The 17390-nt window shown below is 67.7% G+C and carries 21 protein-coding genes and 1 pseudogene; 18 read left to right on the top strand and 4 right to left on the bottom strand.

The window, feature by feature from the left end:
• Positions 1–198: 198 nt before the first annotated feature.
• The gene (gene rnk, locus V5734_RS00160) at positions 199–639 is read right to left on the bottom strand and encodes a nucleoside diphosphate kinase regulator (protein ID WP_347309669.1); all 441 of its coding nucleotides are present in this window, start codon (positions 637–639) and stop codon (positions 199–201) included.
• An 82-nt stretch (positions 640–721) separates the two neighbouring features.
• Positions 722–1174 carry a hypothetical protein gene (locus V5734_RS00165; protein WP_347309670.1) on the bottom strand — a complete coding sequence of 151 codons (453 nt, stop codon included), beginning with the start codon at positions 1172–1174 and terminating at the stop codon, positions 722–724.
• Positions 1175–1740: 566 nt separating this feature from the next.
• Here V5734_RS00165 and V5734_RS00170 point away from each other — a divergent pair.
• The 11 genes and pseudogenes from V5734_RS00170 to V5734_RS00220 all read left to right on the top strand — a co-directional run bounded on the left by V5734_RS00170 (position 1741) and on the right by V5734_RS00220 (position 9391).
• The gene (locus tag V5734_RS00170; RefSeq protein ID WP_347309671.1) at positions 1741–2058 is read left to right on the top strand and encodes a DUF1127 domain-containing protein; all 318 of its coding nucleotides are present in this window, start codon (positions 1741–1743) and stop codon (positions 2056–2058) included.
• Between the two features lie 71 nt (positions 2059–2129).
• Positions 2130–2339, top strand: a complete 210-nt coding sequence (locus tag V5734_RS00175; RefSeq protein ID WP_347309672.1) for a hypothetical protein — start codon at positions 2130–2132, stop codon at positions 2337–2339.
• A gap of 183 nt (positions 2340–2522) precedes the next feature.
• Positions 2523–3032 carry a hypothetical protein gene (locus tag V5734_RS00180; RefSeq protein ID WP_347309673.1) on the top strand — a complete coding sequence of 170 codons (510 nt, stop codon included), beginning with the start codon at positions 2523–2525 and terminating at the stop codon, positions 3030–3032.
• A gap of 374 nt (positions 3033–3406) precedes the next feature.
• Positions 3407–4234, top strand: coding sequence for a universal stress protein (locus V5734_RS00185; RefSeq protein ID WP_347309674.1), 828 nt, complete (start codon positions 3407–3409; stop codon positions 4232–4234).
• 87 nt (positions 4235–4321) lie between these two features.
• On the top strand, positions 4322–4726 hold the full coding sequence (locus V5734_RS00190; protein WP_347309675.1) for an amino acid ABC transporter permease: 405 nt from the start codon (positions 4322–4324) through the stop codon (positions 4724–4726).
• A pseudogene (locus V5734_RS00195) lies at positions 4723–4920 on the top strand (ATP-binding cassette domain-containing protein); the annotation flags it as partial. The gene V5734_RS00190 and the pseudogene V5734_RS00195, both read left to right, overlap by 4 nt.
• Before the next feature lie 56 nt (positions 4921–4976).
• Entirely contained in the window at positions 4977–5369 is a 393-nt protein-coding gene (locus tag V5734_RS00200; protein WP_347309676.1) for an FUSC family protein, read from the top strand.
• 142 nt (positions 5370–5511) lie between these two features.
• Positions 5512–5985: a hypothetical protein gene (locus V5734_RS00205; RefSeq protein ID WP_347309677.1), complete on the top strand. Its 474-nt coding sequence runs from the start codon at positions 5512–5514 to the stop codon at positions 5983–5985.
• A gap of 103 nt (positions 5986–6088) precedes the next feature.
• On the top strand, positions 6089–6754 hold the full coding sequence (locus V5734_RS00210; protein ID WP_347309678.1) for a response regulator: 666 nt from the start codon (positions 6089–6091) through the stop codon (positions 6752–6754).
• Positions 6751–8097 carry an ATP-binding protein gene (locus V5734_RS00215; RefSeq protein ID WP_347309679.1) on the top strand — a complete coding sequence of 449 codons (1347 nt, stop codon included), beginning with the start codon at positions 6751–6753 and terminating at the stop codon, positions 8095–8097. Before V5734_RS00210 ends, V5734_RS00215 begins: the two co-directional genes overlap by 4 nt.
• 190 nt (positions 8098–8287) lie before the next feature.
• A complete protein-coding gene (locus V5734_RS00220; RefSeq protein ID WP_347309680.1) occupies positions 8288–9391 on the top strand; it encodes a polyheme membrane-associated cytochrome C in 1104 nt (367 codons plus the stop codon).
• 17 nt (positions 9392–9408) lie between these two features.
• Here V5734_RS00220 and V5734_RS00225 read toward each other — a convergent pair whose 3' ends face one another.
• Positions 9409–10749: an ATP-binding protein gene (locus V5734_RS00225; RefSeq protein ID WP_347309681.1), complete on the bottom strand. Its 1341-nt coding sequence runs from the start codon at positions 10747–10749 to the stop codon at positions 9409–9411.
• On the bottom strand, positions 10746–11405 hold the full coding sequence (locus tag V5734_RS00230; RefSeq protein WP_347309682.1) for a response regulator transcription factor: 660 nt from the start codon (positions 11403–11405) through the stop codon (positions 10746–10748). The genes V5734_RS00225 and V5734_RS00230 overlap by 4 nt, the downstream gene beginning before the upstream one ends.
• Positions 11406–11550: 145 nt before the next feature.
• Between V5734_RS00230 and V5734_RS00235 the strand changes: the two genes are divergently transcribed.
• The 7 genes from V5734_RS00235 (at position 11551) to V5734_RS00265 (ending at position 17386) form a co-directional block, all read left to right on the top strand.
• The gene (locus tag V5734_RS00235) at positions 11551–11859 is read left to right on the top strand and encodes a PepSY domain-containing protein (RefSeq protein ID WP_347309683.1); all 309 of its coding nucleotides are present in this window, start codon (positions 11551–11553) and stop codon (positions 11857–11859) included.
• Complete coding sequence (locus V5734_RS00240; RefSeq protein WP_347309684.1) at positions 11852–12517, top strand: cytochrome b/b6 domain-containing protein; 666 nt, start codon at positions 11852–11854, stop codon at positions 12515–12517. Before V5734_RS00235 ends, V5734_RS00240 begins: the two co-directional genes overlap by 8 nt.
• 162 nt (positions 12518–12679) lie before the next feature.
• Positions 12680–13174, top strand: coding sequence for a hypothetical protein (locus V5734_RS00245; RefSeq protein WP_347309685.1), 495 nt, complete (start codon positions 12680–12682; stop codon positions 13172–13174).
• 151 nt (positions 13175–13325) lie between these two features.
• Positions 13326–13697, top strand: coding sequence for a PepSY domain-containing protein (locus V5734_RS00250; protein WP_347309686.1), 372 nt, complete (start codon positions 13326–13328; stop codon positions 13695–13697).
• Between the two features lie 38 nt (positions 13698–13735).
• Positions 13736–14206 (top strand): DUF2271 domain-containing protein, encoded by a 471-nt coding sequence (locus tag V5734_RS00255; protein WP_347309687.1) that lies wholly within the window; start codon positions 13736–13738, stop codon positions 14204–14206.
• Positions 14207–14217: 11 nt separating this feature from the next.
• Positions 14218–16425: a PepSY domain-containing protein gene (locus V5734_RS00260; RefSeq protein WP_347309688.1), complete on the top strand. Its 2208-nt coding sequence runs from the start codon at positions 14218–14220 to the stop codon at positions 16423–16425.
• Entirely contained in the window at positions 16406–17386 is a 981-nt protein-coding gene (locus V5734_RS00265) for an FAD:protein FMN transferase (protein ID WP_347309689.1), read from the top strand. The genes V5734_RS00260 and V5734_RS00265 overlap by 20 nt, the downstream gene beginning before the upstream one ends.
• The last annotated feature ends 4 nt before the right edge of the window (positions 17387–17390 follow it).

Raw genomic sequence — 17390 nt, forward strand, 5'->3', positions numbered from 1 at the left:
GCGCGCGGCAGGGCCTTGTCGCAGTTGCCGCAGGTCTGTCGAATGGGGCGCAGGGTCATGGCGCTCACTCCACGGGAGGGGAAACTTGGAAACGGGCGGGGTACGGCCGGCCGGAGCCGGCACCCGGATCACTCCGTCCGGGAGCCGGCTTCGGCGCGGCCTGTCCGCGCCGCCCGGTTGCCGTCGCGGGGCACAGCGTCAGTCATCGCGGTCGGCGTTCTGCTCGACACGGATCACGGTCAGCGTCCGCCGCTGGTTGTCGCGCGTGTCCCAATGGAAGGCCGCGCCTTCGGCGAGGCCCAGCAGCGCCACGCCGATCGGCGTCATCACCGACACCCGCTGGCGGGATATGTCGGCGGCCTCGGGAAAGACCAGCGTCACGGATTTCACTTGTCCGGTGGCCTCGTCACGGTAGGTTACCCTGCTGCCGATCTCGACGACGGATGCCGGCATCTTTGCGGCGGGCACGACGCGGGCGCGGCCAAGCTCTTCCAGCAGCCGGTCCGCCAGCACGGGATTGCGCTGCATCGCGCCTTCCGCGAGCGCTTCGATACGGGCGAGGTCGTCGGCATTGACGACGATCTTCGGGTGGCGCGTCCGGCCTTTCGTTTTCGCGATGCCGTTCATGTGAGTCATCATCGGGTCAGCTCCTTTGGCTACAGGTGGCGCAGGCCGCGCCGAAGATGCGCGGTTCATGCAGGTTCGTCCGCCAGGCGGATGTTCAGGCGTGGGTAACGTCGAGGACCGTCAGTCTCAGAACGCTGCCGTCCTCGCAGAGCATCGGCACCGTCTGACCCACCCTCAGCCCGATCAGCGTCGCACCGAGCAGCGAGGGAACCGGGATGACACCGCTGTTCGTTACCGGCATACGCGCATTATGGGTCAGGAGGCCGGTCTGCGCCTCTCCGCCGTCGATCGAATAGGTCACGCGGCAGCTGCCGGTCACGACATCTTCGGGCGGCTCCGCGCCACAGGGCAGGCTGGTCTCGATCTTCCGGTGGATGACCGGGGCGAGGAAGGGCGAGGACGTCTGCTGCGCCGCTTCGCACGATGCCAGATGCCGCATGAGTTGCTGGCGGTCGATATCATGCAAAAGCGCGCGATTGCGGCGTGAGGTTGCCGAATGCGCGCGGTGACCGGCTGCGGGCAGGTGTGACGGACGGATGTTGGACATGATCTCTCCTCGGACGATCGCGCGTCGCAGGTTCGGTTCAGGACGATGAGGAGACCCCGGGAGGTATGGCAGGCGCGAACGCGCCTAGACCGCCCGGGGATGCGGGCGGGTCAGCAGGAGGAAGCGGAAATGATCTGCATGGACCAACATGAGGCCATAGTTAGGGCGCGGTCGCCTTTGCGTCAATGACCGCCACGCCGGCGGCGCCGGCCTGCGCGCCGGAGTGACAAAAATGGCCCGAAAACAGGCAGGATCGAGCCAAAAGGTCGCACCGGACGGCCGGTCGATTGATACCCGGAGCCGTCGCGGCCATGTAGAGGCCATGATAATGTCTGCGCTCCATAAGAGGTTCCTGCTTTTCGCGGGAAATCTGCTGAACCGCGTCTGACCCCGGGCGGGGCTGGCCGTCGCGCCATTCCACGCCTTGGGGATTTTCCTGATCTGACCGCTCGAAACGGTGCGCCGCGCGTGGCCCGGACGGTGGCCTGCGCAAGATCGCAGGGCCAGTTGCCGTGCCCGCAGGCGCCCACGTTCCGGCCCATATGTGCTTGAGATTGGAGAATGACATGCATCCGTTCCTGTCCCACCGGGATTATCTGAGCCAGAGCAGACTTGCCGAAATCGCGCGGCCCGATGCGCCGAGGCGGCTCGGCGGCATCCTGCAAAGCGCGTTCGACGCGGCCGCGCGCCGCTGGCGCCGGCGCCGCATGACCGCCGCGCTGGAGCGTCTGAGCGACCGGACGCTCGCCGATATCGGGATCGCCCGCGCCGACATTACGCTTGTTGTCGAGGGCTTCGATGACCGGGAGCTTGGCATGACTCCGCTGGCCGCGGCCTCGTGCAAGGAAACGGCGGAGCGGTCGGGATACGTCCCGGCATCCTGAGTTGCCGGCGGCGCGCCATCCCGCGAATTCCACCAGCAAACCTGAAACGGATATGAAGAGGAGCGAAACCGATGATGCTCAGCAAGGCCGACTTCGACGAGTTTCTGTCTTCCGGGCATGACCGCAAAGCCGCGGCGCGGCCGGTACCCGGACCGGCCAGCCCCGGCCGCGCGCCGGAGGCCAGGCGAGCGTTTGAACCAGCCCGTGACGCGGGCGACGGACGCAATCGGCCCGCGGTGCCCGGCAGGTGTCGGGCCCAGGTGCCGGACCTTCGCGATTGACACCCGGTGGCGGCTTTCCTAACCTCCGCCGATGGTCGAACGCGATGTGGATCTGAGGTTCATCCTCCTGACGCGCCCGCTTCCCCGGGTGGTGTGAGCGTCTGCAACTGACATCACCGCCCGGGGCTCTCCTGAATTGCGCAGCTTCCCGCGAAACGACGGCGCGTCCGTCGAGGAGATGTCATGTTTGGCAGTTACGACAACGAGGCTCAGCTCGGACCGTCCGGCCTTTCCGCCGCAGTGCTTGCAACGCTGCGCGACCAGGGTGCCGCGACGCGCCTGACCATCAAGGATGTCCGGCAGATCGAAACGCATCTTCACCAGTGCGAGGCGTCGAACGCCGTCATTCCCAGGCTGGTCGGCGAAATCCTTCGAAAGAAGCTTGACCATAGCCAGATCGTCGAGGAGGCGGATGTTCCGCCCGAACTGGCCATCGGGAACAGCCTGATCCGTTACCGGATAAACGAAAACGATCCGCGAACCGGACTGCTCTTCCATCGGGTATCGCGGCAGGCCGACTCGGATCATCTGTCGGTGTGCTCGCTCGCCGGGGCGACGGTGATCGGATTGTCCGCGGGTCACAGCGCGCCCTTGCTGCGCTCGGATTTCACTTTCGGCACGATCACGCTTCTCGACGTGGTGAGCCAGCCGGCCCCGGGCTTCCCTCTTGCCGGTCGACGATTCTGGCGCTGAGAACGGCGGTCAGGCGGAGGGCCGGGTGCTTCCCGCTTTCGGCACCCTGAGCGGCCGCCAGAAGACACATGCCGTCATCATCCCCGATGACCGCCACCCCGCCGATTGAAACCTTTGGCGCAACGGCCATATAGGAGAGATGACGACGTTCAGCCTTCAGAGGAGATTCCCGCGCCTCGCAGGATCGTTGCCGAACCGCTCCTGATCCGGGCGGGACACGCTGCGTCCACGTTCCGGGGAAATTCGTGATCCCAAGCCGGATGATGCATTCCCGGTCTGCGCTGCCAAATGCGTTGGCCAGGGCCAGATTCGGGCAGTTTCCGCGATCCGCCTCCGCAAATTCAAACTGGGTAAGTCAAGAAGGGTCAGAAATAGTGCCGATCAAGTCTCTGCTCATTGCGTCGGATCTGTCCGAACGTTCGGATCGCGCCATTCAGCGCGGTTTTATGCTGGCGGCCGAAATGGGCGCACGCGCAACTGTCGTTTCGATCATGGATGACTCGCTGCCGGAGGAGTTGATAGCGGAGCTTGAGAGGCGGAGCCGTGACCTCCTGCATGCGACCGCATCGTCTCTCGCGGGCGACGTCGAGTTTGAAATCATTGTCAGAAGGGGCGACGCGATCTCTCAGCTGGTGGAGATCGTGAACTCGGGTGGCTTCGACATGGCTGTCGTCGGAATACACAGGAGTCGTGGCGTCTTTGACGGGCTGAGACCAACGACCGTTGAGAGTGTCGTTTCCCAATCGCTGAGACCAATTCTGCTTGTCGCCGCACCGGCCCATGCCGCCTACGGTCGCGTCCTCGCGCCGGTCGGCTTTTCTCCGGCGTGTCAACGGGTGGTCGAAGTTTCGCTTTGCCTCGCTCCCAAAGCGGCGTTCCGCCTTTTCCATGCGTGGATGGCGCCATTTGAAGGGCTTACCGGGGGGGCGTCCTCGGATTTCGCGCGGGCCGTCCAGCGTGAGACGGCAGCGCAGGCGACGGCCTGGTCCGCAAGCCTGCCCGCATCGCTGGCAAAAGTCGATCTGATCCACGACAGCGTCGCCCAGGGTCTGAGCCGCGAAATGAAGAGCTTCGCGCCGGACCTGCTGGCCGTCGGAGCAAACACGCGGGCGGTGTCTTTCACGGGCCTCGGGCATTTCACTGCTGATCTTGTCCGGGATCCTCCCTGCGATGTGCTGATCGCTCGCGGCTCCGAAGCCTAGGTTTCGGGCTTCGGCAAAGGGACCGTCCTGGTCAAGCATTTTGGGCCGCAGGACACGCGCCGCGCGCGCGGTTCTGTAGATCTGTTCGTGGCGGCGATCCTCGGGCTGGGGATCAACGAAGGCTCATATCTCACCGAGGCCGTTCGCGGTGGCATCGTTTCGGTGGATCGCGGCCAGATCGAGGCGGCGCATACGCTCGGGATGAGCCCGGCGAGGACCATGTCGCGCATCATCCTGCCCCAGACCATGCGGCTGATCCTGCCGGTTCTCGGCAACAGCGCGGTCGGGATGCTGAAGTTCACCTTGCTCGCCGCGACCATCGCCATGCCGGAAATGCTGAACGCGGCGCAGCGGATCTACTTCATCAACGGCGCCGTGATCGAGATGCTGTTCGTCTGCGCCATCTGGTATCTGGCGGGGACGACCGTCCTGTCGATCGGCCAGCACTATCTCGAGCGCCTTTTCGGCCGCAGCGCCGGAAGGCGGGCATGACCGTCGCCGTCCGCACTGTCGGCATCCGGAAAGCCTTCACCGGCCACGAGGTATTGAAGGGCATCGACCTCGAGGTCAGCTACGGCGAGGTTCTGTGCATCCTCGGGCCTTCCGGCAGTGGCAAGGCGACGCTGCTGCGCTGCATCAACCACCTTGAGGTACCCGATGGCGGTTACGCCTGGGTCGACGGGCAGATCATAGGTTACGAGTTGCGGGGCAGGACCCTCCACGAACTCCCGGTACGGCGGCCATGGTGCTGGTCTTCCCGACGCGCAAGGCAGTATTCTCCGAAGCGTTCCAGCGCATGCGGGCGACGCTTTACGGCGGCGCGCCGGCGCTTGGCATCCTTGCGCCGTTCGTCGTCTCGCCGCATCTGCCGATCATCCTGGGGCTGACCTTCCTCGGCGGTCTCTGGCTTGCCCAGAAGATGCTGTTCGGCCCGCAACCCAGCATGGTCTATCAATACGCCTTCTCGGTTGCGCTGGCGCTGGTGGCCGGGGCGTTCAGCACGCAGGATGTCGCCTATGCCATCTTCACGCGGACCGTGCTGACGCTGGCCGGCGCGTTCACCGTCGCGATCGCCATTGCCCTGCTCGATGCGATGACGGGCTGGCGCATCCCCAAGGCAAGCCGCAGGGCATGACAGCCCCGCGCCCCCCGCGCCCCGTGGCGCGGTTCAATCCGCGAATTTATCCCGGCGCTTAAGCGACGTTTAAGATTCGTTAAGCAAACCGGGGCCAGCGCATCCACAAGGCGCCGACATCCATGTTAAAGGAGAAACCGACATGCTTTCCATCAGACAGATCGCGCCCGCGCTGGTCGCGGCCTCCCTCGCGCTCGCCGGCGGACCCGGCCTTGCCGAGACCGCCTCCCACCAGGGACATGCGGCGGGCGAGATCGCGCTTTCGCTGAATGCCGGGCAGAAATGGCAGGGCGACGAGAACATGCACAAGGGCATGGACGCGATCCGGCAGGCCGTGGCCGCCCGTCTCGACGCCATTCATGAGGATCGCCTGCCCGAGGAAGAGTACCGGGCGCTTGCCGCCACGGTCATGGGACAGACCGACTTCATGATCGAGAACTGCGACCTTGAGCCCGAGACCGACGCGCAGCTGCACATCGTCCTCGGGCAGATCATCGAGGGCGTGTCGGACATGGAGGAAAGCGACGCGCCACGCGGCGGCGCGGTGAAGGTCGTCATGGCCCTCAACGCCTATGGCGAGCATTTTGTGCATCCGGGCTGGCAATCGCTGAACTGAGCGGCGGACCCGATTGCAGCGACACGGGCCGCCCGGCATGGTGGCCCGTGCCTGATGCGGCACACGGACTGACATCCGCTTGCCGAACGGAGAGGTTGGCACGATGCGCATTCTGCTGGTCGAAGACGATACGCTGCTGGGCCGGGGCGTGTCGGCGGGGCTCGTCCAGGCCGGCTGGGCGGTCGACTGGGTGACCGACGGCCTCGATGCCGAGACGGCCCTGCGCGCCACCGCCTACGACGCGGTCGTTCTCGATCTCGGCCTGCCGGGCATCGACGGGCTCACGGTGCTCCGGCAGTTGCGGGCCAAGATGGATCCGACGCCGGTTCTCGTGCTGACCGCCCGAGACACGACTGCCGACCGGGTCGCCGGCCTCGATGCAGGGGGCGACGATTACCTGGTCAAGCCGTTCGAACTCGCCGAACTGCAAGCCCGGTTGCGGGCGCTCGTGCGCCGGTCGAAGGGCGCGGCGGCACCGATCCTGCACCATGGCCGGGTCGCGCTCGACCCGGCCGGCCGCACGGTGCTGCTGGACGGCGTACCCGTCGCGCTGTCGGCCCGCGAATTCGCCACCTTGCAGGAACTGATGCTGAATGCCGGCCGGGTGCGAACCCGCAGCCAGCTCGAGGACAGCCTTTATGGCTGGGGCGACGAGATCGGAAGCAACACCGTCGAGGTCTACGTCCACAACCTGCGCCGGAAGCTCTATGCCGGGCTCATCCGCACGGTCCGGGGCGTGGGCTATGTCATCCCGGGGTCCGAGACATGAACCGTTCGCTTGGCCGGCGTCTGCTGCTGATCCTGGGCGCCAGCATCGTCGCGGCCTGGCTGGCCACGGCCTTCTTCACCTATCTCGATACAAGGCGGCTGATCGACGACATGCTCGATGCGCAACTCGAACAGTCGGCCTCCCTGCTTCTGACCCTGCTCGACCGCGTGCCGCAGGAGCGCCTCGACGGCACGTCGCTTCACCTGCCGGCCGCCGGGGCGGACCGGATGATCGCCTACCGGGTGTCGGTGAATGACGGCGGCACGGCATGGAAGTCAGTCGGCGACCCGGATTTTCCGACCGACAAGTGGCAGTCGGGCTTCACCGATACCGTCACCGATGGGGGCCGCTGGCGGGTGTTCGGCGCTGCCGACGGGGCCGGCCGTTTCGTCGAGGTGGCGTTGCGCCAGGAGGCGCGCGCCAGGTTTGCCGACCGCGTGGCGGTGCACATTCTGCACCCGCTCTGGTTTGCGGTTCCCCTGCTCGCCCTTCTTGTCTGGTTCTCGGTGCGCTGGGGGCTGAAGCCGTTGCGGGCGATCGCGGCAACGGTCGAGCGGCGCCGCGCCGACGATGTGCAGCCGCTCGACATTCGCTGGGCACCGTCTGAGGTGCAGCCGCTGATCGATGCGCTTGACCGGCTCCTTGCCCGGATCGCCGCCCTTCTGGAGCGGGAACGGCGCTTTGCCGCCGACGCCGCCCATGAACTGCGCACACCGCTCGCCGCCATCCGGACCCACGCCGAAGTCGCCCGGCAGGAACGCGACCCCACACGATGCGCCGAGGCGATCGAGGGGGTGATTGCAGGCAGCGACCGGGGCAGCCGCCTCGTCGAACAGCTGCTCGTGCTCTCGCGTCTGGATCAGGACGCGCTGACCGGCGCGACCGGGCCGGTCGATCTGCGTGCCCTGGTCATTGATTGCGTTGCCGAGGCAGCCCCCGGCGCCGCACTGACGGGCGTCGATCTGGGCGCCGCCGAAGCCGGCGGTGGCGAAACGGTCGTGACCGGAAATCGCGAACTGCTCCGCGTCATGATCCGCAACCTGATCGACAATGCGGTTCGCTACACGCCGGCGGGCGGAGAGGTGACCGCGGCGGTCGAATCCGGCGGTGGCGAGGTTGTGCTGCGGGTCGTCGACAGCGGCCCCGGCATCCCGGCCGAATTGCGAGAAAGGGTGTTCGACAGGTTCTACCGTGTGGAGGGCAATCACCGGCCCGGCTGCGGCCTGGGGCTGTCCATCGTATCGAGAATCGTTGCGTTGCATGGGGGGCAGGTCGGGTTCGAGGACGCGAAGGACAAGGGCGGCTTCACCGTCAGGGTGACGCTGCCGGCACCCGGATTCTGACACCAGCCGCATCGGGCAGGGCCGCCACCCCGCGTCGGCTTCCATAGGATTGACTGCGCGCGGCGATATTCGACCTTTCCGGGCTATCGCAGTGTCGATTTGACCCAGATCAAGGACAGGTTCCCGTCCTCTCCTGATCGTCGATGCGACTCGCGCGCACTCGAAACGAAACTGCACCCGGGGTCTTGCCATGCGTTCTCGAAACCTCACTGTCGCCATCATGCTTCTCGCCGGCGCGGTGGCGACCCTTCCGGCCCTCGCGCAGGAAGGGACGAAGCCGGATCTGGCGAAGATCACCGCGGCCTGGCTTGCCTCGCCCCATGCCGACCGCACCGCCGAAGCCTTCCGCCACTGGGATGGCGAGGCGGAGCGTGCCGTGCCCGGCGAGTGTGCGACCTGCCACACCAGCCGCGGCATCATCGACTATCTCGGCGCCGACCTTCGCGCGGTCAATGTCGTCGATGCGCCGCAGCCGCTCGGCTCGACGGTGGATTGCGTGACTTGCCACAACCCCGGCTCGATGGCGCTGCAAAGTGTCGTCTTTCCCTCGGGCGCGCGGCTCGACGGGCTGGGACACGAGGCGATCTGTTCGACCTGCCATCAGGGCCGGGCGTCGGGCGCGGATGTCGACAAGGCCGTCGCGGGCCGCGAGGACGACGCGGTCGCGGGCGACCTGGGCTTCATCAACATCCATTACAGGGCGGCCGCGGCAACCCAGGCGGGCAGTCTCGCGGCCGGCGGCTATCAATATCCGGGCAAGACCTATGCCGGGCGCTTCGACCATGTGAAGAACGAGCCCTCGACCTGTCTCACCTGCCACAATCAGCACAGCCTGAAACCGGCCGCGATCGAGACCTGCGCCGAATGCCACAAGGGCACGACGCAGTATTCCGCCATCCGCATCACCAGGCTCGACAGCGATGGCGACGGCGATACCACGGAAGGCATCGCCGCCGAGGTTGCCACCTTGCACGAAAGGCTGGGCGAGGCGATCCGGACCTACGGCATGCAGGTGGCCGGTAGCCCGATCGCCTATGACGCCCATGCCTATCCCTACTTCTTCGCCGACACCAATGGCGACGGCATCGCCGGCAAGGACGAGGCTATCTTTCCTAACCGATACCAGAACTGGACGCCGCGCCTACTGAAGGCGGCTTACAACTATCAGTTCGTGGCCAAGGACGGGGCGGCCCATGTTCATAACCCGCTTTATGCGATCCAGCTTCTGCACGACAGCCTGGAGAGCCTGGGCGAGAAGACGTCGGTCGACATGACCGGACTCGCACGGCCCTGACGATGGCGCGCGACGGATCACGATCCCGAGCGGGATAGCGGGAAGCGGACGCGCGCCTCAAAGCCGGTCGCCCGGCCGGGACGGGGAGATCGCAGCGAAAGGTCGGCGTCGGCCCCTGTCGCGATGGCCTTCACGATGGCAAGACCGAGGCCGCTGCCGTCGCGCATCGCTCCCGCGCGTTCGAACCGGTCGGTGAGCCGCGCGAGCGCCTCGGGCGGCAGGACAGGGCCGTCATTGGCGACGGTCAGGGTTCCGTCGGCGGACAGCGTCACCTCGACCGGTTCAGACCTGTCCCCGTGGCGCAGCGCGTTCTCCACCAGGTTGCGGCAGAGAATCGCGAAGGCATCGGGATCGAGATCGGACATCACCGGCGCGTCGGGCAGCGAAAGCGCGATGCGGCCGGGCCCGTGGCTGCGCGCAAGGTCCTCCACCATGACGCGCGCGACCAGCCGCATGTCGGACGCGTGATCCAGCCGAAGCCGTCCCCCCTCCGCACGGGCCAGTTGCAAAAGACGCTCGGCGAGGCGGGTAAGCTTTTTCAGCGTTTCCTCGATATCGCGGACCCGTGCCCCCGTGGCGGGGTCGGTGGTCTCGGCCTTCAGCCGCTGCGCCTGCGCGATGGCGCCGGCGAGCGGGGTGCGCAATTCGTGCGCGGCGTTCGCGGCGAAGCTGCGTTCGGCCTCGAACGCCTCGCGCAACCTGGCCAGAAGGCTGTTCAGCGTCTCGGCCAGCGGGCCGATCTCTGTCGGCAGGTCCTCTGCCGGAACCTCCGTCAGGTCGCGGGCGCCGCGCGCATCGAGACGCGCACGGAACCGGCGCAGGGGGCCGAGGCTGAAGCGGACGGCGAGGACGATCGCCGCCAGTGCGACGGGCAGGACGATGAGCAGCGGCAGGCCGAGGGCCATCCGGATGTCCCCCGCGACCGCCGCGCGATGCGCCAGCGGTTCGGCCACGGTGATGCGGATTGTCCCCTGAAGCGCGGCATCGCTGTAGAGCCGGTGGGTGGGTGTCTGGCTAAACCCCGGCCCGTCCCAGGGCGGGAACAGGGCGGGGTCGGCCGCGTGCGACTGCAACAGGATGCGCCCTTCGGCATCGCGCACCAGATAGGTGAAGAACTCCTCGTGTTCCCGGATCTGGGCGAGCCGCTGCGTGACCGCCTGATCTTCCCGCCCGACGATATCGGTCACGGCCAGCGGCAGGATGCGCTCTGCCGTCTCCCGCAGGGCGCTGTCGAAGACCTCGTCCAGTTCGCCCCGGACGATCACCGCGGTAACGGTGGCGGCCAGAAGCCACAGGAGCGTCAGCACGAGACCGACCGACAGACCCAGCCGCGCCTGAAGGCTGGCGGGCCACCTCATGGCCTGCCCAGCCTGTAGCCCATGCCGCGCTCGGTCTCGATGACCGTGCTTCCCAGCTTCTTGCGCAGCCGGCTGACATGAACCTCGATGGTGTTGCTCTCCACTTCCGTATCGAAGGCATAGAGCTTTTCTTCCAGCTGCGCCTTGGACAGCAGCTGCCCCGGCCGCGCGAGGAAGGCTTCGAAAAGCGCCCATTCGCGGGCCGTCAGCTGGACAGGCCTGCCGTCGCGGTGAACGCTGCGTGCGGCCAGGTCGATCTCAAGTGGCCCGTGTTTGACGATGGGGTTGGGGTTGCCGCTGTAGCGCCGGGCCACCGAACCGATCCGGGCCGACAGCTCCGCGAGGTCGAAGGGCTTTACAAGGTAATCGTCGGCCCCCGCGTTCAGACCCTCGATCCGGTCCGAGACCTGGTCGAGCGCGGTCAGGATCATGACCGGCGTCACCTCGCCCCGCGCCCGCAAGCCTTTGAGGAACCCGATGCCACGCCCGTCCGGCAGCATCAGATCGAGGAGGATCAGGTCGTAGGAGGTGGCGCGCAGGGCGTCGCCGGCGGCGTCAAGGCGCGTCATCCAGTCCACCGACTGGCCATCGGCCACGATCTGGTCGCGCACTGCGGCCCCCAGAACCGTGTCGTCCTCGATCAGCAGAATGCGCATCCCCGCTCCCGTCCTTCCACGCCGACCCTCCATGATCCGTTCGGCTGACACCAGGCTGAAGCGGGTGCGCCAGGCCCCTTCAGGCTGCCGTCAGCTTCGCAGTGCAGAAATTGCGTCAAGAGGCGTGCGGCGAGGAGTTTGACCCATGAAGAAGACGTTGACAATTCTCGGCTTTCTCGCGGTCTTCCCGGCCGGTGCCGCATTGGCGGACGACGATTGCTTCGTGCCGATGGCCGACTGGCAGCCGCGCGATGCCGTCGCGCGCCTGGCCGAGGAGAACGGCTGGGCGGTGCGCCGCATCAAGATCGACGATGGCTGTTACGAGATCGACGGCAAGGATGCCGCAGGGCGTGGGATCGAGGTGACGGTCCATCCCGGGACGCTCCGCGTGATCGAGCTCGAGTACGACGACGAGGATGACAAGCGCAATCGCGAAGGACGCACCGATGACTGATGCAACCACGCATGACGCGCCGGAGACGGCCACCGGCCCGGCCGGCATGGTCCGGGTCTGGGATCCGCTGGTGCGCATCTTCCACTGGGGCCTTGTCGCCGCCTTCACCGCTGCCTGGCTGACTGCGGATGACTGGCAGATCGCGCATGAGGTCGCGGGCTACACCGTCGCCGGACTTGTGGCGTTCCGTCTGGTCTGGGGCCTTGCCGGCAGCCGCCATGCGCGCTTCGCCGGGTTTCTGAAGGGGCCCGGCGAAACGCTCGCCTATATCGGCGAAATGGCGCGAGGGCGCGAGCGGCGCTACCTCGGCCATAACCCGGCGGGTGCCGCCATGGTCGTGGCGCTTCTGCTGACGCTCTCGGGCACCGCCTTCAGCGGCTGGCTCATGGCTGACGAGACCCGCGTGGCGATGCTGCCGGACATGCCCGCCATCGTGGCGCCCGCCTGGGCGGATGACGACGGCGATGCGCATGGTGCGCGCGGCGATGTCGAAGGCGCGCTGGAAGAGGTTCACGAGTCGCTGGCCAACCTGATGCTGTTGCTTGCCGCGCTGCATGTGGGGGGTGTTGTGCTCGCCTCCTTCCGGCATCACGAGAACCTCGCCCGCGCCATGGTCACAGGCGCCAAGCGCGCTGCGGGCCCCGGTGACATTGCCTGACCGGCGCAGACGCCAAGACTGGCTGTCCCTTCTGGCTCCGGCCCCGCCCTTCCCGGCGGGGCCTTTTTTCCTGACGGCAAACTGAAGCGTGAATCGCGGTGTCGTCAGGAAAGCATCAGGCAGGACCGTCACATTGGGGTCATCAAGTGAGAGGAGGCTAGAATGCATAAGACCCTGATCGTCGCCGCGGCCCTGTCGGCCCTTGCCATCCCGGCCCATGCGGCTGCCAGTGAAACCCCCTACGCCCTGGGTGCGGTGCACGCGGACTTTCAGCTCTGCCTGGAACGTGCCGCCGACATGCCCGGCGCAATCGGCGCGGCCGCCCGCGTGGCCGGCGATCTTATGGCATCGCAAAATGCCGCGCAGGAACGGCTGGTCCTGCCGCTGCTTGGCTGGGCCGATGCGGCGCCGGCAGGCCGTCTGAACGCGGCAGACTATCCCGACCAGAGTCGCATCGCGGCGGAACTGTCGCAACTCCATGACGGTGACGTGGAACTCGTGACCGCGTTGGTCGAGCTTTATGCCGCTGCGGATGAGGCCGGAGAGGCCGAAACGGCGCGGCTGGCAGAGACGATGATCTGGCACCAGACCAGCGACATCGACGTTCTCTACCCGGCTGCTCTGCTTGTCGAGGCGGCCATGCGGACGGAGAGATGATCGGCATCGCGCCAAACACGCAAGGAAGGCCGGCTGGCGCAGCCGGCCTTTTCATTTCTGACGGGAAGCTGAAGCCGAAATCGCGCCGCCGTCAGGAAGTCCTCAGGTCGGCTCTCCAGACAGGGTTCAGCAGACGAAAGGAGACCTTGCCATGAAAACCACCCTGACCGCATTTGCGCTCGCAATCATTCTGCCCGCCGGCGCCGCCTTCGCCGACGACGATTGCAACGCCCCCCGCGACCGGTGGCAGCCGCACGAGGCCCTGATGCACCTGGCCCGGCAGAACGGCTGGACCGTGAAGGACTTCGAGATCGACGATGGCTGCTACGAGATCGAGGGCCGCGACCGCGACGGGCGGGAGATCGAGGTGAAGCTCGATCCGGCGACATTGCAGATCGTCGAGATGGACTACGAGGAGAAGGACGGCAAACGCGCCCGCAACCCCGCGCCCGCGGGCACTGTCGCGCCGCCGCAGAACGGTCTTTTCGGGAATGGCGCCCCGCCGCAGGTCCAGGTGAACTGAGCCGTTCCGCCGCACCCCTCCGAACAAGGATCTACCCGATGAAATCGCTTCTCGCATCTCTCGCGCTGACCACGGCGCTGACGCTTCCCGGCCTTGCCATTGCCCGGCCCGTGACGCTCACCACCACCCTCAACAACTATGGCGGCGACGGCGCCTATCTCGCACTTTACGTGACCGACGCCTCGGGCGCCTATGTCGGCAGCCTGTGGATGGCCGGCAGCAAGTCGAAATACTACGAGCATCTGAGCGACTGGTATCGCGCCACGGGCGGCGACCCGGGCCAGATCAACGGCATCACCGGCGCCAGCGTCGGCGCGGGCCGCACGCTGGAGATCACGCTCGATCTGGCCGACGCGCTGTTCGATGCGGGTTTCACGCTGCATATCGACGCCGCCGTCGAGGACATGCGCGACAGCCCCAACGAAGTGGCCGTGCCGCTCACGACCGAAGGCGCCGGCACATCGGTGCGCGGACGCCGCTATATCGCCAGCTTCGCCTACGACATGTGAGGAGCAAGGGCATGATCCGCGCGCTCCACCGCTGGCCGGGCCTTGTGGCCCTCGCGCTTGTCGTCGTGCTCGCCCTGAGTGGCGCGGCACTGTCCGTCTTTCCCGCCGCCGAGCGCATCGGCGCGCCGCAGGCGGAGGCCGATCTCACGGTCGCAACGCTCGCGGGCCGCATCCGGGCGGTCCAGCCGGGCGTCGAGCAGATCCGCCGATCGCCCTCGGGCCGGATCACCGCCTACTGGTTCGATCAGGGTATGCCGGGTGCCGCCGTGATCGACCCGGCGACCGGCAAGGGCGTGGCCTCGGCCGATCCCAGCCAGGTCAGGCGGTGGCTTGCGAACCTGCACCGCTCGCTGTTCCTTGGGGATGGCGGGCGCATCGCGATGGCCGCGGGGGCGGCGGCGATGCTGGTTCTCTCGCTCTCGGGCGCGGCGCTGGTCGCGCGGCGGGCGGGCGGCTGGCGGCATTGGTTCGCGCCTCTGCGCGGTCCACGCGCCGGCCGGCTGCATGTCGAGATCGCCCGGCTGGCCGTGGCCGGTCTTGTCCTATCCTCCGTCACGGCGCTGTGGATGGCGGGCGCCACCTTTGATCTGCTCCCCGGCGGCGGCACAATGCCAGCGCTTCCGGCCGAGGTGAGCGGCGAGACGGGGCTGGCGCCCGATCAGATGACGACGTTGCAGCAAATACCCGTCGCCGAGCTGCGCGAACTGAGCTTTCCCTATCCCGGCGACGCGACCGATGTCTTCACGCTCAAGACCGACGGGGGAACCGGCTATCTCGACCAGGGCACCGGCGCGCTTCTGGCCTGGGCGGACCTGACCGGGTGGGAGCGCGTGTCGGAAACCGTCTACATGCTGCACACCGGAGAGGGCGCCGCGACGCTCGGCCTCGTGCTGGGGCTCATGGCGCTCGGCGTCCCGGTCATGGGCGCGACCGGCGTTCTGGTCTGGCTCGCAGCACGTCGCGGACGGCCGCGCATCCGGGGCAACCAGCCCGCGGGGCGGGCTGATACGATTCTGCTCGTCGGCAGCGAAGGCGGCAGCACCTGGGGTTTCGCCGCGACCTTGCATGCCGCCCTCGCGCAAGCCGGGCGGAGCGTCCATGTCGGCGCGATGTCGGGCTTCGCCCCGGAGCGTTACATCCGCGCCGAGCGGATTGTCGTGCTCGCAGCGACCTATGGCGACGGCGCGGCGCCAGCCTCGGCCAAGGGGTTCCTCGACCGGCTGGGTACGCTCGATTGCGCGCCCGACATCCCTCTGGCCGTACTCGGCCTCGGGGATCGCAGCTTTCCCGCCTACTGCGCCTTCGCCAAAGCCGTTGCCACAGCTGCCGAGGCGAAGGGCTGGCCCGAACTCCTGCCGCTCGACACTGTCGACCGCCAGTCGCCGCAGGATTTCGCGCGCTGGGGCCGCGCGCTTGGCGAGGCGCTGGGGATCCCCCTGGAATTGTCGCACCGGCCCGTCCCGCCGAAAGCCGACACGATGACCTTGGTTTCGCGCCGGGACTACGGCGCCGAGGTGCAGGCCCCGACCGCGATCCTTCGCTTCGCGCTGCCGCGCGCCTCGCTCTGGCAGCGGCTGACTGGATCCGGGTTCGCCCGGTTCGAGGCCGGCGACCTGATCGGCATTCTGCCCGAAGGCGGCACCGTCCCGCGGCTTTACTCGCTCGCATCCGCGCGCCGCGACGGGTTTATCGAGATCGTTGTGCGGAAGCATCCGGGCGGTCTCTGCTCGGGCCAGCTCACGGCGCTGGAGCCGGGCGATACGGTGGCCGCCTTCCTCCGCCGCAACCCGGGTTTCCGTCCGGGTCGGAGCCGGGCGCCGCTGATCCTGATCGGCGCCGGGACCGGCATCGGGCCGTTCGCGGGTCTCATACGCGGCAATCGGCGGCGCAGGCCGGTTCACCTGTTCTTCGGCATGCGTCATCCCGACTCCGACTTCTTCTACGGGGAGGAATTGCCCGCCTGGCAGGAAGAGGGGCGTCTCACCCGGCTGGTCGCGGCCGCTTCGCGCGGAGCGCGGCCCCACTACGTGCAGGACGCTCTGCGGGGCGAGGCGACGCGGGTTGCGGCGCTTATCCGCAGTGGCGCGCGCGTGATGGTCTGCGGGGGACGCGACATGGCGGCGGGCGTGGCCGATGCGCTGGCCGAGATTCTCGCGCCGGTCGGGCTTTCGCCGGCGGTCCTGAAGGCGGAGGGGCGGTATGTCGAGGATGTCTACTGAACCGGCGCGCGTCGCGCTGAACGGCCCGACCATGGGCACGCGCTGGTCCGCGCTCTTCTTCACGGAACCCGGTTTCGACACAGAGACGGTCCGGGCCGCGCTTCAGGCGGCCGTCGACGAGGTGGACGCGCAGATGTCGACCTGGAATGCGGTCAGCGACCTGATGCGGCTCAACGCGGCACCGACGGGCGCATGGGTTGCGGTGCCCACGCGGCTGCGCGCGGTCCTGCGCCTCGGCCTGGAGATCGGACGCGCCTCCGGCGGAGCCTTCGACATCGGCATGGGCGACGCGGTCGCGGCCTGGGGGTTCGGGCCGGATGCCGCTGCGCCCACGGGCATCCGCGCCGCGATGGGCGCCCGTCGCCGTCCGGCGCATGAGGTGCTGGAGATCGACGGCGCCCTTGTGCGCAAGTCCGCGCCCATCGCGCTCGACCTCAACGGCATCGCCAAGGGCTACGGCGTTGACCGGCTGACCGAGACACTGCGTGATCACGGGATCGACAACGCCCTCGTCGGGATCGACGGCGAGATGCGCGCCCTCGGCTTTCGCCCGGACGGTGCGGCCTGGACCATCGCCGTCGAGGCGCCGGACGCCGGGCGCCGGACGCCCCATTCGATCCTCGCGCTTCAGAATGCCGCCGTCGCGACCTCCGGCGACTACCGCCACTGGGTCGAGGTACAGGGGCGGCGCCTGTCGCACACGATGGACCCGGCACGCGGCGCACCGCTGAGCGCGCCGCCGGCCTCCGTCACCGTTGTGGCCCGCACCTGTGCCGAAGCCGATGGCTGGGCGACGGCCTTCATGGTACTCGGGCCGGAGAGAGGCGCGACCCTCGCGAGAAAAAGCGGGCTCGACGCCCTCTTCCTCCTGCGCGATGAGGATGGCAGCGCGAGCGGTGTGCGAGTCGGGCGGCTTTTTGCCGAAGACCCGGCGGCAATCGCCTTAACCGACGGGAGATGAGGGG

This window comes from Defluviimonas sp. SAOS-178_SWC, assembly GCF_039830135.1.
Taxonomy (GTDB): Bacteria; Pseudomonadota; Alphaproteobacteria; order Rhodobacterales; family Rhodobacteraceae; genus Albidovulum.

Excerpts from the sequence above, each read along its gene's own strand:
- V5734_RS00260 (WP_347309688.1), top strand. The coding sequence starts at position 14,218 with ATGATCCGCGCGCTCCACCGCTGGCCGGGCCTTGTGGCCCTCGCGCTT.
- V5734_RS00225 (WP_347309681.1), bottom strand. The coding sequence starts at position 10,749 with ATGAGGTGGCCCGCCAGCCTTCAGGCGCGGCTGGGTCTGTCGGTCGGT.
- V5734_RS00265 (WP_347309689.1), top strand. The coding sequence starts at position 16,406 with ATGTCGAGGATGTCTACTGAACCGGCGCGCGTCGCGCTGAACGGCCCG.
- V5734_RS00215 (WP_347309679.1), top strand. The coding sequence starts at position 6,751 with ATGAACCGTTCGCTTGGCCGGCGTCTGCTGCTGATCCTGGGCGCCAGC.
- V5734_RS00255 (WP_347309687.1), top strand. The coding sequence starts at position 13,736 with ATGAAATCGCTTCTCGCATCTCTCGCGCTGACCACGGCGCTGACGCTT.
- V5734_RS00235 (WP_347309683.1), top strand. The coding sequence starts at position 11,551 with ATGAAGAAGACGTTGACAATTCTCGGCTTTCTCGCGGTCTTCCCGGCC.
- V5734_RS00175 (WP_347309672.1), top strand. The coding sequence starts at position 2,130 with ATGATGCTCAGCAAGGCCGACTTCGACGAGTTTCTGTCTTCCGGGCAT.
- V5734_RS00210 (WP_347309678.1), top strand. The coding sequence starts at position 6,089 with ATGCGCATTCTGCTGGTCGAAGACGATACGCTGCTGGGCCGGGGCGTG.
- V5734_RS00205 (WP_347309677.1), top strand. The coding sequence starts at position 5,512 with ATGCTTTCCATCAGACAGATCGCGCCCGCGCTGGTCGCGGCCTCCCTC.
- V5734_RS00230 (WP_347309682.1), bottom strand. The coding sequence starts at position 11,405 with ATGCGCATTCTGCTGATCGAGGACGACACGGTTCTGGGGGCCGCAGTG.
- V5734_RS00200 (WP_347309676.1), top strand. The coding sequence starts at position 4,977 with ATGGTGCTGGTCTTCCCGACGCGCAAGGCAGTATTCTCCGAAGCGTTC.
- V5734_RS00170 (WP_347309671.1), top strand. The coding sequence starts at position 1,741 with ATGCATCCGTTCCTGTCCCACCGGGATTATCTGAGCCAGAGCAGACTT.
- V5734_RS00180 (WP_347309673.1), top strand. The coding sequence starts at position 2,523 with ATGTTTGGCAGTTACGACAACGAGGCTCAGCTCGGACCGTCCGGCCTT.
- V5734_RS00245 (WP_347309685.1), top strand. The coding sequence starts at position 12,680 with ATGCATAAGACCCTGATCGTCGCCGCGGCCCTGTCGGCCCTTGCCATC.
- V5734_RS00220 (WP_347309680.1), top strand. The coding sequence starts at position 8,288 with ATGCGTTCTCGAAACCTCACTGTCGCCATCATGCTTCTCGCCGGCGCG.
- rnk (WP_347309669.1), bottom strand. The coding sequence starts at position 639 with ATGATGACTCACATGAACGGCATCGCGAAAACGAAAGGCCGGACGCGC.
- V5734_RS00250 (WP_347309686.1), top strand. The coding sequence starts at position 13,326 with ATGAAAACCACCCTGACCGCATTTGCGCTCGCAATCATTCTGCCCGCC.
- V5734_RS00165 (WP_347309670.1), bottom strand. The coding sequence starts at position 1,174 with ATGTCCAACATCCGTCCGTCACACCTGCCCGCAGCCGGTCACCGCGCG.
- V5734_RS00240 (WP_347309684.1), top strand. The coding sequence starts at position 11,852 with ATGACTGATGCAACCACGCATGACGCGCCGGAGACGGCCACCGGCCCG.